Below are 17,066 nucleotides of genomic sequence, written 5' to 3'. Positions count from 1 at the left end.
CACTAATACACCAATCCAATCTTTCCCACCTGCTGGGCCAGTTTGAAGATGAGAAGAGGGTTAAAACTAATAATCAGAGTAAAAATACAAAGTAAGATACAAGAGATATATGATCGAATGATTGCGACCTTGGGAAAAGAGACAATAAACTCATGGTACTCTCCCCAAAAGACACCACTCCAAATTTTGACCATACTATATAATGTGAAGAAGCTTCCAATAATCATAGGTATGATGATCCAAATAAGACGACTTTCAGTTGCTATCTTAAAAAGACCTAACTTTGCCCAAAAACCAGAAAATGGTGGTATTCCAATTAGACTTGCAGCAGGGATCATAAATAGTATCGCAATTGTTGGAGAAGTCTTAAGTAGCCCTCCCAATTTTGTTATCTTTTCCGTATATGCAAAGTTTCTAACGAGGCCAGAAACAAAGAAGAGATTTGTTTTAACAATAATGTGATGAAAAATATAAAATAAGGCACAAGCTAGTCCAAACTTCTTTATTGCCATATCAGGATGCAAACAAAAGCTCACACCTATTCCAATAAAACCAACCTGACTAATAATATGGTAACTTAAGATTTCACGTAATTTATTTTGGACGACAGCGAACCATACACCGATGAGAAGAGTCAACATGGCCAATATAAGAATTGTCCAAAACAACTGAAGATCTGGCGGAAAAACCTGTCCAAAAACTCTAATCATTGCATAGAGTCCTAGCTTTGTGAGTAGCCCTGCTAAGACTCCACTAAGGCCTGCGGAAAGCTTTGGGTAGCTTTCTGGTAACCAAAAAAATAGAGGAAAGAACGCTGATTTAATGGCAAAGGCACCAAAGAGCGAGAGCGCAAGAGAGCGAACGAGGCCCGCATCAATAGCATATAATTGAGATAGCCTTTCACTTAAGACTTTAAAGTCTAATGTATTTGTAAATTTATAAATTAGAGCAATTGAAATCAAAAAGATAAGCCCACTGATAAAATTAAGAAGAATATACTTCAGCCCACTCTTTAGTCTTTTTCGAGACGAATCAAGTACGACAAGAACATAGCTACTCATAAGTGTGATTTCAAACCACACAAATAAATTAAATAAGTCGCGAGTAAGAAATGCCCCTGTAAGACCTAAAAAAAGGGTGTTATATAAGAAGTGATAAACACTCTTTTTCTCAACCGTAACTCCTGGGTATGCATAGAGAGCACCGGTAAAATAAATTGCTCCAATAACAAAAATCATGACTCCAGAGAAAAGATCATAGCTTAAAGATATTCCAATGCCACTTTCCCAGTCTCCTGCGACAAATGTGGAAGCTTCAGTGTAAGAGAAGAGACAAATCCCAGAATATATAAAGTATAAGAGCGAAAATAAGTTTGAAAAGAATAGCCCTAACCGATCAGATTCTTTAAACATGAGCGTAAAGGATGCAGAAAGAAGCGGCAAGACGAGAAAGATGATAAAGAAGTATTGATGGATCATTACGCCTTTCCCCCTTGCCTAGAATCATTAATCTTCTTAATTACAGAAATGACAAAACACAGTGTTGCAAAAGAGATAACGATTGCAGTTAGAACAAGCGCCTGAGTTAAGGGATCTGCAAAGTCGGAATCGAAGGTATCTCCTTCTTTGGCGAAGGGGTATCCATGAGCAACGACCTGGCCAATTGAGAAGATGATAAGGTTTGCTCCATTACCCAATGTGATAATGGCAAAGATACTATTGACCCATGTGTTCTTTAACAAGAAAAGAAAACCGATGAATAAAAATATACAACCAACTAGAAATGTCATTTAAACACCATTCTCCTTTGAGAAACTGATAAATTTCACATAGGCCATGGTAGTACTTGATGAGACAATGATAAAAACAATTGAATCAAATACTAAGACAGAGCTAATTTTTCCAGCAATCGGAAAAGGGATACTTGTCCACATAGAACTCAGTCCGGCTTTTCCTAAGGCAATGGGTATTATGAGAACAAGAATAAGAACTAAGATACTCATAGCGATAATAGAAGTGAAATTAGTGTATATCCATTTCCTTAACCTAGAATCCTGATGGGAGATAAAGTGGAGTATCATGGACAATGATAATACTAACCCACCAATAAAGCCTCCTCCTGATAGATCATGTCCTCTTAAAAGTAGTAAGAGAGATAAGATAGCAAGAAGTGGACAGACAACCTTAAAGCTTCCCCGTATTAGTGCCTCATTCACGTTCACCTCTCTTAGAGAAAATTGCTAGTACACCAACAATTGCAATTGCCACGACAAGCACTTCACCAAATGTATCCATGGCCCGATAATCCACAAGAATGACGTTAACAACATTCTCCCCCTTGGCCAAAAGCTTTGAATTCTCAAAAAAGTAGCGACTGGCAGTCATATCAAAATTTAGATTCTTGGCCATGGAAAAAGTAAATATAGAAACTCCATATAAGAAAGCGATTATGAAATTAATTGGTTTAATATTTATTCTCAAATCCCGTCCATCAATGGGAACGGCCTTAATGAGGAAGAATACAAAGAATAAAGAGAGAGTTTCAACCATAAGCTGAGTCATGCTAACATCTGCGGCACTATGATAGCCGAAGAATAAAACCAGGAAGAAACCTGAAAGAACGAAATAGAGAATTGCTTTAAGATTTGATTTACTTAAGTATGCAAAAACCAATCCAGCTAAAATCCCTGATAAACTCAAAAACTTTGACAGTGTGAAGTCAATCTTTGGAGAAACTATATTTGCTATCCCAATATGAGTAGAAAGAGTCAGGAGTGTAAGAAAACCAAGAGTGATGCGTATATAGTGGGCGAAATTACCATTTTGTAACGCCAGATTCATTTTCTTAAATACATCCAAAGTAATAGACAGTCCCCTTTCAAGCATGGGCCATGGACTAAAGTCAGAATATTTCTTTGAAAATTCATCAAGTTTCAAAAAGTGCTTATCCAGAAGAATACTCCCTAAAACACTACCTAAGATTGTAATGATACTTAGAACTAGAACTGTGCCATATGGGTACTCAAGCCCATGCCAAGGTTTAATATGTATATTTTGAGAGCTAAGCCCAACCTCACCGACTGCCTTTTCAGCAATTAAGTTAATCCCTAACACATTTGGGGCCAGAGCAATAGATAATGCGATTAATGAATAGATTAATGGAGAGATAAGAAGTCCCTTATAACCGATTACATAGCTTCTTACTTGTGGCCAAGAGACACGAAGAAGATTGACGGCCTGAATACCCATAAAGAGGTTTCCAAGAAAAAAGGTAGGAACGAGAATCCATAGTAGATAAGATTTTATCGATGTTAAGTAAATATATTCCTTAGCATAAAAGCCCACACTTAGTGGAATCCCTACCATGCTCATTGTACTCAATAGAGCTACAATAAATGGCAATATACCAACACGATCACTATTTAATAATTCATGTCTATCCATTGTTTTTAAAGCTTTTGCAAAATAGCCAACATATTGAAAGAGACTTGCCTTGTAAAAAGCATGTGCAATGACTAATAAGACAAAGCTTATGATTGAATATTCGTTTGCAATCCCAAGTAGAATGGCAAGCATTCCAAGAATACAAATGGTGGAATATGCTAGCATTGTCTTAAAATTACTTTGTAGCAGACACTGGAAGCCACCGTGAAGCACAGTTAAAATACCTGCTCCAATAAAGAGCACCTGCCACAGTGGATCTTGAGCATATAGTGGAAATACCTTAACTCCTAAGATGAGTCCGGCCTTTACCATGGTTGCAGAGTGAAGAAAGCTACTGACGGGAGTCGGGCCGGCCATGGCCAAAGGGAGCCAGTACGAAAATGGGAAGAGTGCCGATTTTGAACTAATTCCTATAAATAGTGTGATCAAAGAAACTTTAAAATACTCATGATTAGAAAAGCCTTCCTTCTCCATTAAGCTGGATAAGTTAAATGACTCAGAAAATGATAGGCCTAAATCAACTCCTATTTGAGAAATTAATAAGATACCAAAGAGAAGAAAAAGCCCACCTCCTACAGTTGTGTACAGGGCCCACTTTGCTTTTTCTCTAACTTTTGAATCTTCATTCTTTAGTCCAATCAAAAAGAAGGATGTGACACTCGTCATTTCCCAAAATAAATATAATAGTAATAGATTTGATGAGTAGATTATTCCAAACATCGAAATTGTGAAAAGAATAAGTGAGATATAGTAGATAATTTTATCTTTCATGCTGAAGCTCTTCATATAGAAGAAACTATAGACAAAGACACCTAACCCAATGATGGCCACAAGTGCACCAAATAGATTATTCACACTTGATAGAGAAAATATACCTTCCATTAGTATCTTCAAAACAATCCTTCGTACAAATTACGAGTTTAATTTTATCTAAGTGTGTGTTGGAAATTTTGAGGCCATACTTAATTAAGTACGACCTCAGAAATGAATCGTTTTTTTCTAAGCGCTTTTCTTAGCTGATAATTGATTTTTCTTTTTCATGGCCACTAAGTGATCAGTAGTAATCTTACTTCTACGATCTTTTGTATCGCTCATATCACCGGCATTAGTATAGTAGTCTCTTTTCGAAGATTTAATTTTTATAAACTTCTCAATCGTAATATATACCCCAATCAATGCGAGGCATGAAATTAGGAAAATGATTTCATTGGCATTCATGCAATGCTCCTTTGTTTACACCTCCAATAACTATACCGGAATTGTAAACAGCAATAATATATATATTGACAATAGATTATATTAATTTATTCAATGCTAAATTTCAGTTTTTCTTCAGTAATGAGCAATATTGATACATTAGGCTTACTTTATTGGAATTAGAATTTCTGTCATCAATTCATCTTCCGGCGTAATACTTGGGTCATTTAGATACACCTCGAGGCAAGGAGCATCCCCTATTTCATAGTCTCCTTCATTTATAAATTTGAATGCCTTATCAAAGGCAAACCAAATACCATCATAAGAACCTTTGAGCAAAAATTTAGCATACTTGGATGCAGGAATTTCACTTCGAGTAAGTTTGGGAATAATTGCACTTTCATTTGTAGGTAGAGAAATTGCTGCTTGATAAGTACATTCTTCATTAATGATGTCACCTACACCTAGAAATTCAGATTGTGATAAGTCTTCTTGAACTTTTGAGAGAATTTGTAAAAACTCTTGCCAAGCAATTTGAGCTGCATCTTTGAAAGAAGCATCTTGAGCCTCATAACCATAGATTACCGTTTTATGTCGAATAATAATTTCGGGTTTCATTTCCATATTGATGTTCATAATAATCTCCTTTTTCTTTGGACCCATTCGCAAATTATTAAATATCTTATCTCTCTCGGCCTTTCCTAAATTGCGAAACTCACTAGGTGAAACTTGAGTCTCTCTCTTAAATGCCTTATTAAAAGAGCTTGGAGTTTCAAATCCAATTGCTAGAGAAACATCAGTAATATTTTGATTTTCTTCTAATAGTCTAAGTGACTCAACAATTCTTTCTCTTCTAATATAGGAGAAAGGCGTCTCTCCCGTATATGCTGCAAAAACTCTAATGAAATGATAGATGGATGCTCCAGAAGCCTTAGCTACTTCATCAAGAGATACCTTTTCAGCGAGTTTTGAACGAATAAACTTCTTTGCTTTTGCTAACTGCATTTTATGGAAATGCGTTTGTATAATTTTTGTCATATGATAATTATAACAGGTAATTATATTAAGAACTTGTCCTATATTGCTAATATTATAATTTTAGTTCCACAACTAGTGCTTGATAAAAGAATGAAAACAAAACAGGGAATTATTATGAGAGTTTTTGTCGCCATTGATTTACCCAAGGACGCAAAGGAAAAATTGAAGAATGTGAAGATGGGACATGCTAAATTTCACCGCTATCCTGCGGAAAATCTCCACTTAACCTTGAAATTCATTGGCGAGGTTTCAGATGAATTATTAGAACAAATCAAAGAGCAGCTTGATACAATTAACTTCTCATCTTTTTCATTGAGCTTCAAGGCCTTGGGCCACTTTCATCCTCATCGTCGCGGTACTCCCATTTGGATGGGTGTCGAAAATAATGAAGAGCTAATGAAGCTACAGGCAAAAATAGAAGAGGTTCTCCAAGACCTAGAACTAAAAAAGGATAAGATGAAATTCACCCCTCACCTCACTTTGGGCAGAATGGAGCGAGGAACTAGTGAGGATGAAGTAGAAGAGTTTATTCAAACACTTCACATACCTGAATTTAGTATTGAAACTAAAGAGTTTATCTTATTTCATAGTCATTCAACCAAAAATGGTGTTGAATACCTTCCATTAGAAACTTTCTAACTAATCGGAGTGGGTATGCCTATTGAAAAGTACTTTCGACATTATCCGGAACATTTGAAACAGCAAATCCAGGATTTGATTGCCAGTGGTAATCTTAGGTCATACCTCTTAAATAAGTACCCACATCCGCATGAAATCAACTCTGACAAATTACTCTACAAGTATGCAAATGAGCTTAAGGACAAGTACATGCGTAATGTCCCTCAATTGAGCAAGGTCATCTACGAAAAGCAAAAAGATCTCGTTAACGATGCTCTTGGAACCCACACTTATATTAGTCGAAATCATGGTGGTAAGCTAAAGAAGAAGCACGAGATGAGAATCTCACGCACTCTAAAAAATGCTCCTCGTGAGATGCTTGAAATGCTTGTTGTTCACGAACTGGCCCACTTTAAGGAAAAGGACCATAACAAGGCCTTCTATAAACTTTGCGAGTATATGCAGCCTAATTATCATCAAGTTGAGTTCGACCTGCGCCTTTATCTTGTTCTGTTAGATCAGGGGATGACTCTATATTCTAGAGATTAAATAATCAAGCCCACCAACAATAGCTGCGACCTGTGCATTTACACAATCCTCGTCGGTAACCTTTGGACTATCGGGATAGACTTCAGTCGTTGTACAAAACTTTGCATTGGAAAAAGATGCACAGAGATGAAGTTTCTTTAGGGCATAATTGATAACCCCCTCTTGTTCAACAGCAGATCCTATAATCTTGCCACTTTCATCAGCAGGAGCAATATGTGTGACCTTGCGAACTGAATCAATGATCGCCTTTTGAAACTCAGGAGTAGGATTATCACTATCATCAACAAGATAGAATCCATCAGGGATATCCCAAACATCTTGAGGAATTCCATCCCTCTTCTCTAGGGCCGGCCTAAAGATAGTATTGTCAGTATCTGTCGTCTCATGAAGATCAAAATGGGCAAAGATCTCAACACCTAAATCAGAAATGGCCTTCATAACGAGGTTACACTCTGGTGCTGGCCCATTTACATAGAAGGAGCGATTTGGATCAACTGTCTTTGGGTTCCAACGATTGATGGTCTCATACCCCCAGGGGCTGATACATGGAGTAACGATGAAGTTAAATGAATCAATATTATTTAAAGCTTCTCTTTCTAGAAAACCAAGGGCACCGTGAACTCCACTAGTTTCATAACCATGGACACCACCAGTAATCAGAACCGTTCTTTTATCTGGTGAAGAGTTCTTACTTTTAATGATAAAAAGTGGATACTTTTCTTCATCATATGGAAGAGCGCCATATTGTAAAATTTCAAAATGCTCTTCTAACTTTTTGATCTTTGAAACGACTTCTTCAAGATACGATCTCTTGATCGTTTGTTCTTTGAACCACTTTTCTTTTTCGCTTTCGCCCCAGGGGATTAGTTTAGTTGTCATTCTTAGGCCAATTTCTTAGTTAACATTTTAAAAGGCTCTTTAAATGGTACATACGCATATTTTTCTTCTAAAACTTCTGCAGCTTTTCTCAGCACCGATCTCTTTAGGCCTCTTTGTATTATATAAGAAGCAAAGTCATTGGAAAGGATAAAAATGGCAGAGATTAAAGTTATCTTTTTCCCTCGTAACCCTACAGGAAAGCCAGTACCATCAGGTTGTTCATGATGCTGGTGAAGAATGAAGTCAACTTCAGGATACTTTGTAAAAAGGCTCGCGAGCTCCCCTTCTCTAACAGGATGAATCTTAAACTCTTCTTGTTCCTCTTCGGAGAACATTCTTAGGTTTGGATCCTTCACTGAATTGATTTTACATAAATCATCGTTTTCTAAAGTCGAGTCACATAGGATAGCACTTAGAATGATTTTTGATCTTGTCCCACTTGCCTTATAGTTTATGGACTCAAGAATACTACAGCCAAATAGCGATGTGAGAAGACTCTTTTCTGCCACATCTCCTGCAGTGAAAGGGAATTTACTTAATAGTGTCAATAGATCAGGTTCTTTTTCAATGACCAGTTCACATTTTTCAATCACCTTATCAACAAGAGATAAGACAGCATCTCCAGTACCAATCCATCTTAAATACGAATGGATAATTCCAACAGATCTTATTAAATTTTCAAGTAAGACCTTTGTGTCCTTATGTTTATCCAAAGTTATATACATCTCAGTAATAGCGTCTTCCAAGATTTGTAATTGATCACTTTTATAAAGGTATACAAACTTTACTTTTCTTTTAACAAAGCTTTGAATCAAGGCCTCTGTGATGACTGCATTCTTTTTAATTACTTTCATAAATTTATGTGAAGTAAATTTAATATATGCATCAGCAGGTATTGATTTAAATAAGTATAGGCTTCGAAGTTTTAAAGGAGCAAACTCTGACTCATCAATCTCAATAACGGCAGCATTCTCTTCAATCCTCTTATATTTGAGAATAATATCCATAAAGATATTTTCTAGCGCTTCCTCATTAAATGGATACTCAAGATGATGAGCAAGATGCATCAGTTCATCATCTAATTGAGATTCGATATTGCCAGCATATAAAGACGAATTTCCAAAGAAAACAAAGTCCATATCATCAACAAGTTCACTGTAAGTCGTCATTAAGTCCATTGCTGAAATATTCTTATTTTCAACATCAATTAGGCCAATTTGAAAAGGCCCTTTACTCAATACTTGATCAATAGCCTCTTCTTTAGAGTTAACCTTTACTAGTTCTACATCCTTAGGCAGATTACTTCTTAGATAATTGTCTTTATTGATATCTTCATCAGTAATATACAATGCTCTTATCATTTCTGCTCTCCTAACAACTTTAGCTTAATTAAATTAAATAATAGTATATAATACATGTGAATAAATACGATGGGAATTATATGCGATCTAGAGTTTTGATTATTTCAGATGAAAGTATCTTAAGTTCAGTATATGCTGCAAACTTAAGTGCATACGTTGGTTTGAAAGTAGTCGTTGCAAAAAACAAAAGTGAGATTCAAAATCTCCTTGCAAGAAAGAATTATATTGACCTCATCGTCAGTGCAAACTACCTCGATAAATTCCCTCAAATTTCTGATGAAATCTTAGAAATGATCCCCTCTGTTAAGTTAAAGTCCAATATCATTATGTTTAACAATCAAGTAGATAAGGACTCGGCTTCTACAATTCCTCCATCCGTAGTCTATATTCCGAACAGATACGATATTAAATCCATTGTCAGAGCTTCCGCAAAACTTATGAGTGTTACGGCCAAGGATATGGTTGCCTTAGATGTAGGAGAATTTTATCCACTCCCAATCGAACTTCTAAAGCTCACAGACCAAGCCTATAGTGATATTTATCTACGCAAGAACGACGAATATGAATTAACATTTTCAAAAGATGAAAAAATAAGTGATAAAGATATTCAATCAGAGGATGATCAGGTCTACGTTAAGCCTGAAAAAAGACTCCAATGTATCAATCACTTAACCATGGAGTTAATTTTACACCTAAAAAAGACTGCAACACCTGAAGAAAAATTAAAGGCTGTTGAAGTTTCTTTAGAATCACTCGCCTCGGTTTTATTGAGTGATCAAGCTAATCTAGAAGAAGTTACAAAAGTAAGTCTTACTTGTGTAAAAATCATCAAAGAAGTTATTGAAGAATCTAGCGAGCTCGAGAAACTCTTGGCCTATCTTCTTGCTAATAAATCTTCGTACTTATACACCCATTCTATTTTAGCTACATATGTAAGTCAGTTTATCCTAAAACAAGTTTCTTGGGGTAACTCTGCACAAGAAGAAAAACTGGCATGCGCCTTCTTCTTTCATGACATCTTTCTGGCACCTGTCTATGAAGAACATCCAGATGCTTTTGAAGTTGAAGACCTTGCATACAAACTTGATGTTAGTGAGAAGAATCTCAACTATATTCTCATGCATGCCAAGCTAGCTGCGGAGCAAGTTGCAAAGCTTACGAAACTCCCTAATGGTGTCGATCAAATAATTTTACAACACCACGGGACTCGAAATGGAGAAGGCTTCGCCATGGATCCAGGCGACGACATCTCCCCTCTCTCAAAAGTCATGATGATCTCAGAGTCTTTTGTAAACTTTTTCTTCGAAACAAAGGATAAGGGGCAAAATTTTTCAAGTGAACAACTCATTACCTTTTTAAATGGTCAGTACACAAGCAAGAGTTATCAAAAGATTATTAATGTCTTAAAAGACCTAAAGTAAGCATAACACACCACAGGATCGTTACTGCGATCCTGTGGCATCTCTTAATCAAGTTCTTCTAAAATTTTTCTTCTAGGCCTTGCTATCAAAGAATAGAAACAAGGAACAACAACAAGTGTAAAAATAGTTGAGAGAAAAACCCCTCCTATAATAACTAAGGCCATTGGCCTTCTTGTTTCTGAACCAGCGCCTACAATTACCGCTGCAGGTACAGCAGATGCAAGAGTTGTAAAAGTAGTCATAATGATAGGCCTAAAGCGTGTTTCACATGCCTCTAAGATTGCATTCTTTAACTCTTTACCTTCATCTCTTAGTTGATTTGAAAATTCAACGATAAGAATAGAAGTTTTCTTAACAATCCCCATTGTGAGTAAGATACCAATCATCGAGTAGATATTCAGAGTACTTCCTGACAACCATAGTGCGATGAATGAACCGGCTAACCCAAATGGTATTGCCAGAAAGACAGTTAGTGGATCTGAAAAAGAATTAAACTGACTGGCCAGAACCATATAAGCAATAACAAGTCCTAAAACCATGATCATTAAAACACTAAAGAGTGATTCATTTAGATCTTTTGAAAACTTTAAGTAGTAACCCTTTGGTAATACTTTCGCACCAAGTTCTTTGATATAATCAATCGCCCTACTTTGAGCAACACCAGTTTTTAAATTGGCATCAACTCGAATCCCTCTTGCCCTATTTTCACGGTAAATAGACTGTGGCCCAAATGCATCTTCGATCTTTACAACATCATTTAGAGTTACAAATTCTCCGCGATTATTTTGAAGTAGTAGTGACGAGATATTCTCGCGTGTACGATCTTCCTCAGCTAATTGAACAAATACATCGTAACGCCTACCACGCTCCGTATACTTTGTTGCTGCCGAACCAGCAACTCCAACATTAAGAGCAGTTGCAATAGTATTAACTTCAACACCACGTTGTTGTGCTTTAATTCGATCAGGAATAATGTGAACTTCAGGAAGCTGTCCGATGTCATCGGAGCGAATTCCAACCATTAGATCAGATTCTTTCATCCCCTTTTCAAGTTGTTCATATAATTGTGCTTGAATTGCGGCATCTGGCCCCGTAATTGTAAACTCAATTGGACTTCCTCTTCGGCCACCAATGGCAGATCCCATACGATCTCTAATGATAATCTTTAGACCTTTAATAACAGATAATTCTTTTCTCAACTGAGCTGCAACTTCAAATTGAGTGAGCTTTCTCTGATCGCGGTCTTTAAGAATTAAAACACCAAAACCACGGTTTCCAGAAGTAGCACCTCGTCCACCTCCAACTGCAACAATCATTCTTTGAATATTTTCATTTTTAGAGACGATTGCTTCATACTCTTTAACTTTCTCATTTGTGTAATCTAAGCTCTTTCCATCTGGAGCGATGAAAATTACAAACATGAAGCTACGATCAGACTCAGGTGCAAATTCCTTATCGATATGATTAAGAGATAAGAAAGCGACAAGAATCAGTGCTGTCGATACAAGAAGAACTTTAATTCTATGACCTAGTGCGAACTTAAGAATTCCCATGTAAACTTTATTTCCAAACTCTACCGCCCTATCAACCCAAACGTGAACAAAGATTCCTTTTGAAGCAACATTTAAGAATTGTGAACATCTCATTGGTGCTAGAGTTAGGGCCTCTAGAGAAGATAGAGATACAGCAATACAGATTGTTAAAGCAAACTCTTTAAAGAACCTTCCTTCGATTCCAGGCATTAGTGTAATAGGTGCAAAGATTGCAACAAGAACAGCAGTCGTGGCAAGAACAGCAAATGCAATCTCACGACTTCCTTTAAAAGCTGCCTGTACCTTATCATGTCCTTTCTTGGCGTAGCGAACAATATTTTCCAACATAACAATAGCATCATCAACAACAATACCGATTGCTAAGGTTAATCCAAGAAGAGAGAATGTATTTAATGAGAATCCCATTAAGTACATAAAAGAAAACGTTCCAATAATGGCAGTAGGAATGGCCAGAAGAATATTTATTGTTGCCGACATTGAGTTCAAAAACAGCCAACATACTAAAGAAGTTAAAATTACTGATAGAACAAGGTTTTGAAGAAGTTCATCAATTGATAACCTAATAAAAGAAGTTCTATCGAAGTTTACAGAAAGATTTGTCCCCTCAGGCAAGTTCTTAGAAATCTCTTCAACTCTCGCTTTAACTCTATCCGCAACATCAACTGCATTAACACCTCTTTGTTTGTAAATTGGCATCGATAGCGATGGCTTTTGATTAACACGTGAGATACGTGTACGATTTTCAACACCAGCGTAAATATTTGCAACTTCAGAAAGTCTTATCGGTACGTAATTAGCTTGGCCACCACGTCGATTGATAATCATATTCTTGAAGTCTTCAACTGTTCGTCCTTCACCCAAAACCCTTAAACTCTTCTCATTTGAAACCGTCTCAAACTTACCAGCAGGTAGCTCAACACTTTCTCGTTGGAGTGTAAGAACAATATCAGAGAGAGTTAATTGAAATGCTTCTAGCTTATCAGCAATAACATCAATTCTCATCATAGGCTCTCTCGCACCAAAAGCACGAACTTCAGAGACACCCTCGATTGTGGTCAGCTGATCAATAACACCATCTTTAAACAAAATATTTAGTTCTCTTTCAGTTAAAGTATCTGAAACAAGAGCTAAATAGAGAATTGGATCATCAGCTGCGTTGGATTTTGTAACTGTTGGAGTTTCGACATCGTCAGGAAGCTGTCTTTGAGCACGTCCTAGAAGAGTTTGAACTTCCTGAAGTGCGAAATCAATATCTTTATCAAGTGTAAACTCTAAATCAATTCGCCCTTGCCCACGTCCAGCAGTAGATGTCATATCTTTAATCCCTTGCATTGAAACAAGAATAGACTCGGCCGGCTCTAATACGTCTTTTTCCACAACTTCTGGGGTTGCCCCTTCATATTGGTAGGCGATTGAAATTGATGGGTAATCAACATCTGGGTTTTCATTAATTCCCAATTCTCTAAATCCTAAGATTCCAAAGAGAATGAGAGAGAACATTAACATCCATGCAAATACAGGATTTCTTATCGATAATGATGATAAACTCATATATAACCTTCTTAAATTTTAGGGATATTACCTAAGTAAGCATTCGCTTGATAATATAAAGACTTAACTTCAAGAGACGATCTAATCGCTAGCTTCTCAAGATCGATGACATCATCTAGTGACCTAATAACTTCAATCTGTGTAACAAGGCCTTTATTTAGATCTTTCAACTGCTCTTGATACGAAGCACGACTTCGAAACAATGCTTTTCTAAGTGTTTTTAACTCATTTTTCTTATATTCAAAATTTTGAACAAATGCATTCCAACGATTTTTCGTATTACGTCTACTGAAATCAATTTGGGCCTTGTTGATTTGTGAAGCGATTCTCTTACTTACAACTCGAGATTTTCTTTCACCAAAATCTAATAAATTTAAGGAAACATTGAGACTTACACCCCAATCACGCTCTCCAATCTCGTTCTTATCAATATTGTAATTGGCCCTAAGATCAACCTGGGGATAATATGCGGCCTTTTCGATCTTTGCTTCTGCAATAGAAGCTTCATAATCATACTTCAAACTTTTTAGTTCAGGTGTGTTCTCAAGGTCGACATTTAATGAAAGCGTTAGCTTTAATGGATCGACACTATCTTTCACTTCAGCAATATTGTCGAGTCCAGAAAAATTCATAAGGTCAGTCATCGAAGTCTTTACCTGTGCCTTACTTTGTACAAGTCCTGCTTCGAGGCGGTGTAATTGGGACTCTAGAGCAAATAAATCGGCCTTGCGATCTCGTCCAATTTTTGTTCTACCTCTAACAATACTAACCCTCTTTCTAAGGTTCTCTAATAACGCATCGACTCTTTCTTTTTCTTCAATAGCGGAAGACATTTGAAAGAAAAGCGATGTGAATTGAGAGTAGTACTCTGCAAGACTTCTATTAGTAAGAGCTTTAGCTTGCTTTGGTACAATTTTATTATAGTCATACAGAGCAAACTCAGCTCCACCTTGAAATAGTTTCTGATTTAGAGAAAGGAAAACTTCTGAATCAACTTCATTATTACGAGTTGTAACATTGCGATACTCTTCACTATAAGTGTTAGTATTTACAATATCAACTGACGGATAAAGCGTTGACTCTACAGTTGCAAGGTCTGAAATAGTCTTCTTCTCTGTGAGATCAAATACTTCAACTTGTTTTGACTTTTTTAAAGATTTTAAATAAAGATCCTCAACTGAAGCGCTACTTAAGCAAGGAACAAGTGTAAAAAACAATAATCCAATTTTATAAAACTTCAAGAATTAGTCTCCTGTATATTTTTAACAAAACTTTCAATTACCAGTAGTGCATCTGATACTCTTTCAACCTCAGATGAATCAATTTCATCTAGGTTTTCTAAAAAGCGACAGCTGGCAGCACTTCTGACTTTTTCAAACTTCTTTTTGCCTTTTGATGTAATTTTTAGATTCGTGATTCTTCGATCTGTTTTACAAGTCTCTCGAGATATATATTTATCATTGACCAAGGTATCCACTAATTTTGAAATGGCAGCACAAGATACACACATGATTTCAGCTAGGTCACTTACTGAACATGTGCCATTATCAACCCTTGCAAGGATTCGATATTTTGGAAAGCTAAGCTCTGACTCACTTGCACTTTTAATATAAGATCTAATAATGCTCATGGATGATGGGATGACTTCGATAAATTTACGAGATAATGAATCTTTAATAATGCGTAACCTTGTTAATATTTAACTTTGTTAAGTATTTTACAAAGATATCTTAAGATTTCAAATATAATTCATTAGAAAGATTTTAGCTTATTTAACCCAGTTAACTAAAGAACCATGCCACCAACAATTGCGGCTACTTGTGCATCGACACAATTTTTAACACTGACCTTGCGACTAACTTCTTTGGCATATGAGTACCTATTTATAGCTATCTTGTTGCTATAATAACGTACTCCTTTTTGTGGGAAGGAACTTGTCGACTAATGATATTATGAAATCCCCAATCGTAGAATTGATCCTCAAATGATTCAAGGTTTTCGATATACTCCATCTTTACAACTGGAACAGTAAAGATAATTCCTTTTAATGTTCGGTTATACTTCTTTGCTAGCCTTAGGACTTCTTTAATAGACTGTTTAGGATTAATATTAATATCCGCATGAATCCAGCGTACTTCCTCAGGTAGATCTTCATGAGAAAGGTCCTGCACTGATCTTTTCATATGTGTGAAGTTTTTGTGATTAGCGACCTCTGGGTCTAATTTTGCAGGATCTATTCCCACAACCTTGCAACCTTCATCAAGAAGAAGTTGTGATGCACCACCTGGAGCACAACCAAAGTCTAGCCACAAATCCCCTTTATATAATTTGATTGCGTATAGCTTTATGATTTGAGCAAGTTTTAAATAACCTTTAGAAGGTGCATTTTCGGCTACATTTACTTCAACCACTGAGTTAGGATAGCGAGTACATCCATTGGCCACACTATGAGCACCAAACCAAATTTCATTTGGGCCTAGGGCAATTAAATCAATAACAGTCTTACCTTCAGCACTATAGCCATTTACCTCACGTCCAAAGGCCTCTTGTGCATCAAATTCGCTCTCACACCCAATTGAAAAACTGTGAATCATGAAGTTTTCACTATCAAGCCCTGATGCCTTAACATCATTTACAATATTTTCAGGAGTCGATTTTCCATAGAAGATCCCACTACGTGTTGCAAATGTAAGTTGGAGTTGCGAGATTGTTTTCAAGTCATATGCAACACCCGTATTCTTAAATGTGACAAAGCCTTTCTTAGAAAAACTTAAAACCAATTCCGGATAAAATATCTTAATCTCTTCTTTTAAAAGAATTTCATTTCCTGGATTTGTACATACAAAAATATATTGTTGCTGACTCATGGCCATCCTTATATCTCAGGTGCCATGCACCTTTGGTTTCGCACATGCACAACAAAAAGAGCATGGCACCGTTTTTAAAAAATTACTGAAACCTCTTCTAGCAGGGCCGCATGTCTATTTCTAAGCTCAATCGGGTCATCAAAGCTCATCGACGTCGTCTTTTCAAAGAGAGTTGTGCTCTCACCACTTGGAAGCTGGCACTTAATAAAGGCAGAGCATTCATTCTTATGCTCCCCTAGCATCTTTGTTTCAATGCACAGATTAATCCTAAGCTCTTGAGAGGCCTTTCCAGGATACTTCTTACATAGCTCAATGAGAGATTTTTTAAGTTCTGGATTATCCCATTTTAGGGCCTCCAAAATTGACGGCTCACAAGATTGCACTCGAAATACATCCCCATCAACAACACACTTAATCCCTTTATCTGTCGAGGTTTCAAGGTAGCGATAGGCAAAATTCTCAAGGTTATGAATAAAGAGCGCTGAAACACCATCAGACTCAATTAGCCATTCACGATTCTTAGAATTCATTTCTTCTGTAAGCTTTTCTTTATCAATTTTCGTCATACATACATAATACTTGCTAAATC

The 17,066-nt window shown here is 36.5% G+C and carries 16 protein-coding genes; 3 read left to right on the top strand and 13 right to left on the bottom strand.

Features of this window, described 5'->3' with window-relative positions:
- Positions 1-2: 2 nt before the first annotated feature.
- From ABMA72_RS13510 to ABMA72_RS13485, 6 genes are all read right to left on the bottom strand, one after another.
- Complete coding sequence (locus tag ABMA72_RS13510; protein WP_392859188.1) at positions 3-1,478, bottom strand: complex I subunit 5 family protein; 1,476 nt, start codon at positions 1,476-1,478, stop codon at positions 3-5.
- Positions 1,478-1,789 (bottom strand): sodium:proton antiporter, encoded by a 312-nt coding sequence (locus ABMA72_RS13505; protein ID WP_392859186.1) that lies wholly within the window; start codon positions 1,787-1,789, stop codon positions 1,478-1,480. The genes ABMA72_RS13510 and ABMA72_RS13505 overlap by 1 nt, the downstream gene beginning before the upstream one ends.
- Positions 1,790-2,215: an MnhB domain-containing protein gene (locus tag ABMA72_RS13500; protein ID WP_392859183.1), complete on the bottom strand. Its 426-nt coding sequence runs from the start codon at positions 2,213-2,215 to the stop codon at positions 1,790-1,792.
- Positions 2,208-4,325, bottom strand: a complete 2,118-nt coding sequence (gene mbhE, locus ABMA72_RS13495) for a hydrogen gas-evolving membrane-bound hydrogenase subunit E (RefSeq protein ID WP_392859180.1) — start codon at positions 4,323-4,325, stop codon at positions 2,208-2,210. The genes ABMA72_RS13500 and mbhE overlap by 8 nt, the downstream gene beginning before the upstream one ends.
- A gap of 117 nt (positions 4,326-4,442) precedes the next feature.
- Positions 4,443-4,661 carry a hypothetical protein gene (locus ABMA72_RS13490; protein ID WP_392859178.1) on the bottom strand — a complete coding sequence of 73 codons (219 nt, stop codon included), beginning with the start codon at positions 4,659-4,661 and terminating at the stop codon, positions 4,443-4,445.
- 144 nt (positions 4,662-4,805) lie between these two features.
- A complete protein-coding gene (locus ABMA72_RS13485) occupies positions 4,806-5,678 on the bottom strand; it encodes a GyrI-like domain-containing protein (RefSeq protein WP_393057505.1) in 873 nt (290 codons plus the stop codon).
- A 114-nt stretch (positions 5,679-5,792) separates the two neighbouring features.
- Here ABMA72_RS13485 and thpR point away from each other — a divergent pair, with 114 nt between their 5' ends.
- Entirely contained in the window at positions 5,793-6,317 is a 525-nt protein-coding gene (gene thpR, locus ABMA72_RS13480; RefSeq protein ID WP_393057503.1) for an RNA 2',3'-cyclic phosphodiesterase, read from the top strand.
- A 15-nt stretch (positions 6,318-6,332) separates the two neighbouring features.
- Positions 6,333-6,845, top strand: a complete 513-nt coding sequence (locus ABMA72_RS13475; RefSeq protein WP_392859166.1) for a M48 family metallopeptidase — start codon at positions 6,333-6,335, stop codon at positions 6,843-6,845.
- On the opposite strand, the gene ABMA72_RS13470 is transcribed toward ABMA72_RS13475, so the two are convergent.
- Both ABMA72_RS13470 and ABMA72_RS13465 read right to left on the bottom strand, forming a co-directional pair.
- Positions 6,828-7,724 carry a M14 family metallocarboxypeptidase gene (locus ABMA72_RS13470; protein WP_393057501.1) on the bottom strand — a complete coding sequence of 299 codons (897 nt, stop codon included), beginning with the start codon at positions 7,722-7,724 and terminating at the stop codon, positions 6,828-6,830. The two genes, ABMA72_RS13475 and ABMA72_RS13470, sit on opposite strands and share 18 nt — an antisense overlap.
- A gap of 2 nt (positions 7,725-7,726) precedes the next feature.
- On the bottom strand, positions 7,727-9,085 hold the full coding sequence (locus ABMA72_RS13465) for an HD domain-containing phosphohydrolase (protein WP_393057499.1): 1,359 nt from the start codon (positions 9,083-9,085) through the stop codon (positions 7,727-7,729).
- A 56-nt stretch (positions 9,086-9,141) separates the two neighbouring features.
- Between ABMA72_RS13465 and ABMA72_RS13460 the strand changes: the two genes are divergently transcribed.
- On the top strand, positions 9,142-10,506 hold the full coding sequence (locus ABMA72_RS13460) for an HD domain-containing protein (RefSeq protein WP_393057497.1): 1,365 nt from the start codon (positions 9,142-9,144) through the stop codon (positions 10,504-10,506).
- A gap of 44 nt (positions 10,507-10,550) precedes the next feature.
- Here the strand turns inward: ABMA72_RS13460 and ABMA72_RS13455 are convergent, their stop codons facing one another.
- The 5 genes from ABMA72_RS13455 to ABMA72_RS13435 all read right to left on the bottom strand — a co-directional run bounded on the left by ABMA72_RS13455 (position 10,551) and on the right by ABMA72_RS13435 (position 17,043).
- Positions 10,551-13,610, bottom strand: a complete 3,060-nt coding sequence (locus tag ABMA72_RS13455; protein WP_393057495.1) for an efflux RND transporter permease subunit — start codon at positions 13,608-13,610, stop codon at positions 10,551-10,553.
- Between the two features lie 11 nt (positions 13,611-13,621).
- Positions 13,622-14,851 carry a TolC family protein gene (locus ABMA72_RS13450; RefSeq protein ID WP_392859157.1) on the bottom strand — a complete coding sequence of 410 codons (1,230 nt, stop codon included), beginning with the start codon at positions 14,849-14,851 and terminating at the stop codon, positions 13,622-13,624.
- Positions 14,848-15,240 (bottom strand): MarR family winged helix-turn-helix transcriptional regulator, encoded by a 393-nt coding sequence (locus ABMA72_RS13445; protein ID WP_393057493.1) that lies wholly within the window; start codon positions 15,238-15,240, stop codon positions 14,848-14,850. The genes ABMA72_RS13450 and ABMA72_RS13445 overlap by 4 nt, the downstream gene beginning before the upstream one ends.
- Before the next feature lie 259 nt (positions 15,241-15,499).
- Positions 15,500-16,477, bottom strand: a complete 978-nt coding sequence (locus ABMA72_RS13440; protein WP_393057491.1) for an SAM-dependent methyltransferase — start codon at positions 16,475-16,477, stop codon at positions 15,500-15,502.
- Positions 16,478-16,551: 74 nt separating this feature from the next.
- On the bottom strand, positions 16,552-17,043 hold the full coding sequence (locus ABMA72_RS13435; protein WP_393057489.1) for a hypothetical protein: 492 nt from the start codon (positions 17,041-17,043) through the stop codon (positions 16,552-16,554).
- Positions 17,044-17,066 lie beyond the last annotated feature (23 nt).

It is taken from the genome of Halobacteriovorax sp. CON-3 (assembly GCF_043196995.1).
Taxonomy (GTDB): Bacteria; Bdellovibrionota; Bacteriovoracia; order Bacteriovoracales; family Bacteriovoracaceae; genus Halobacteriovorax_A.
Note: the sequence above shows the minus strand (reverse complement) of the source record. Positions and strands in the feature narration are given on the sequence as shown.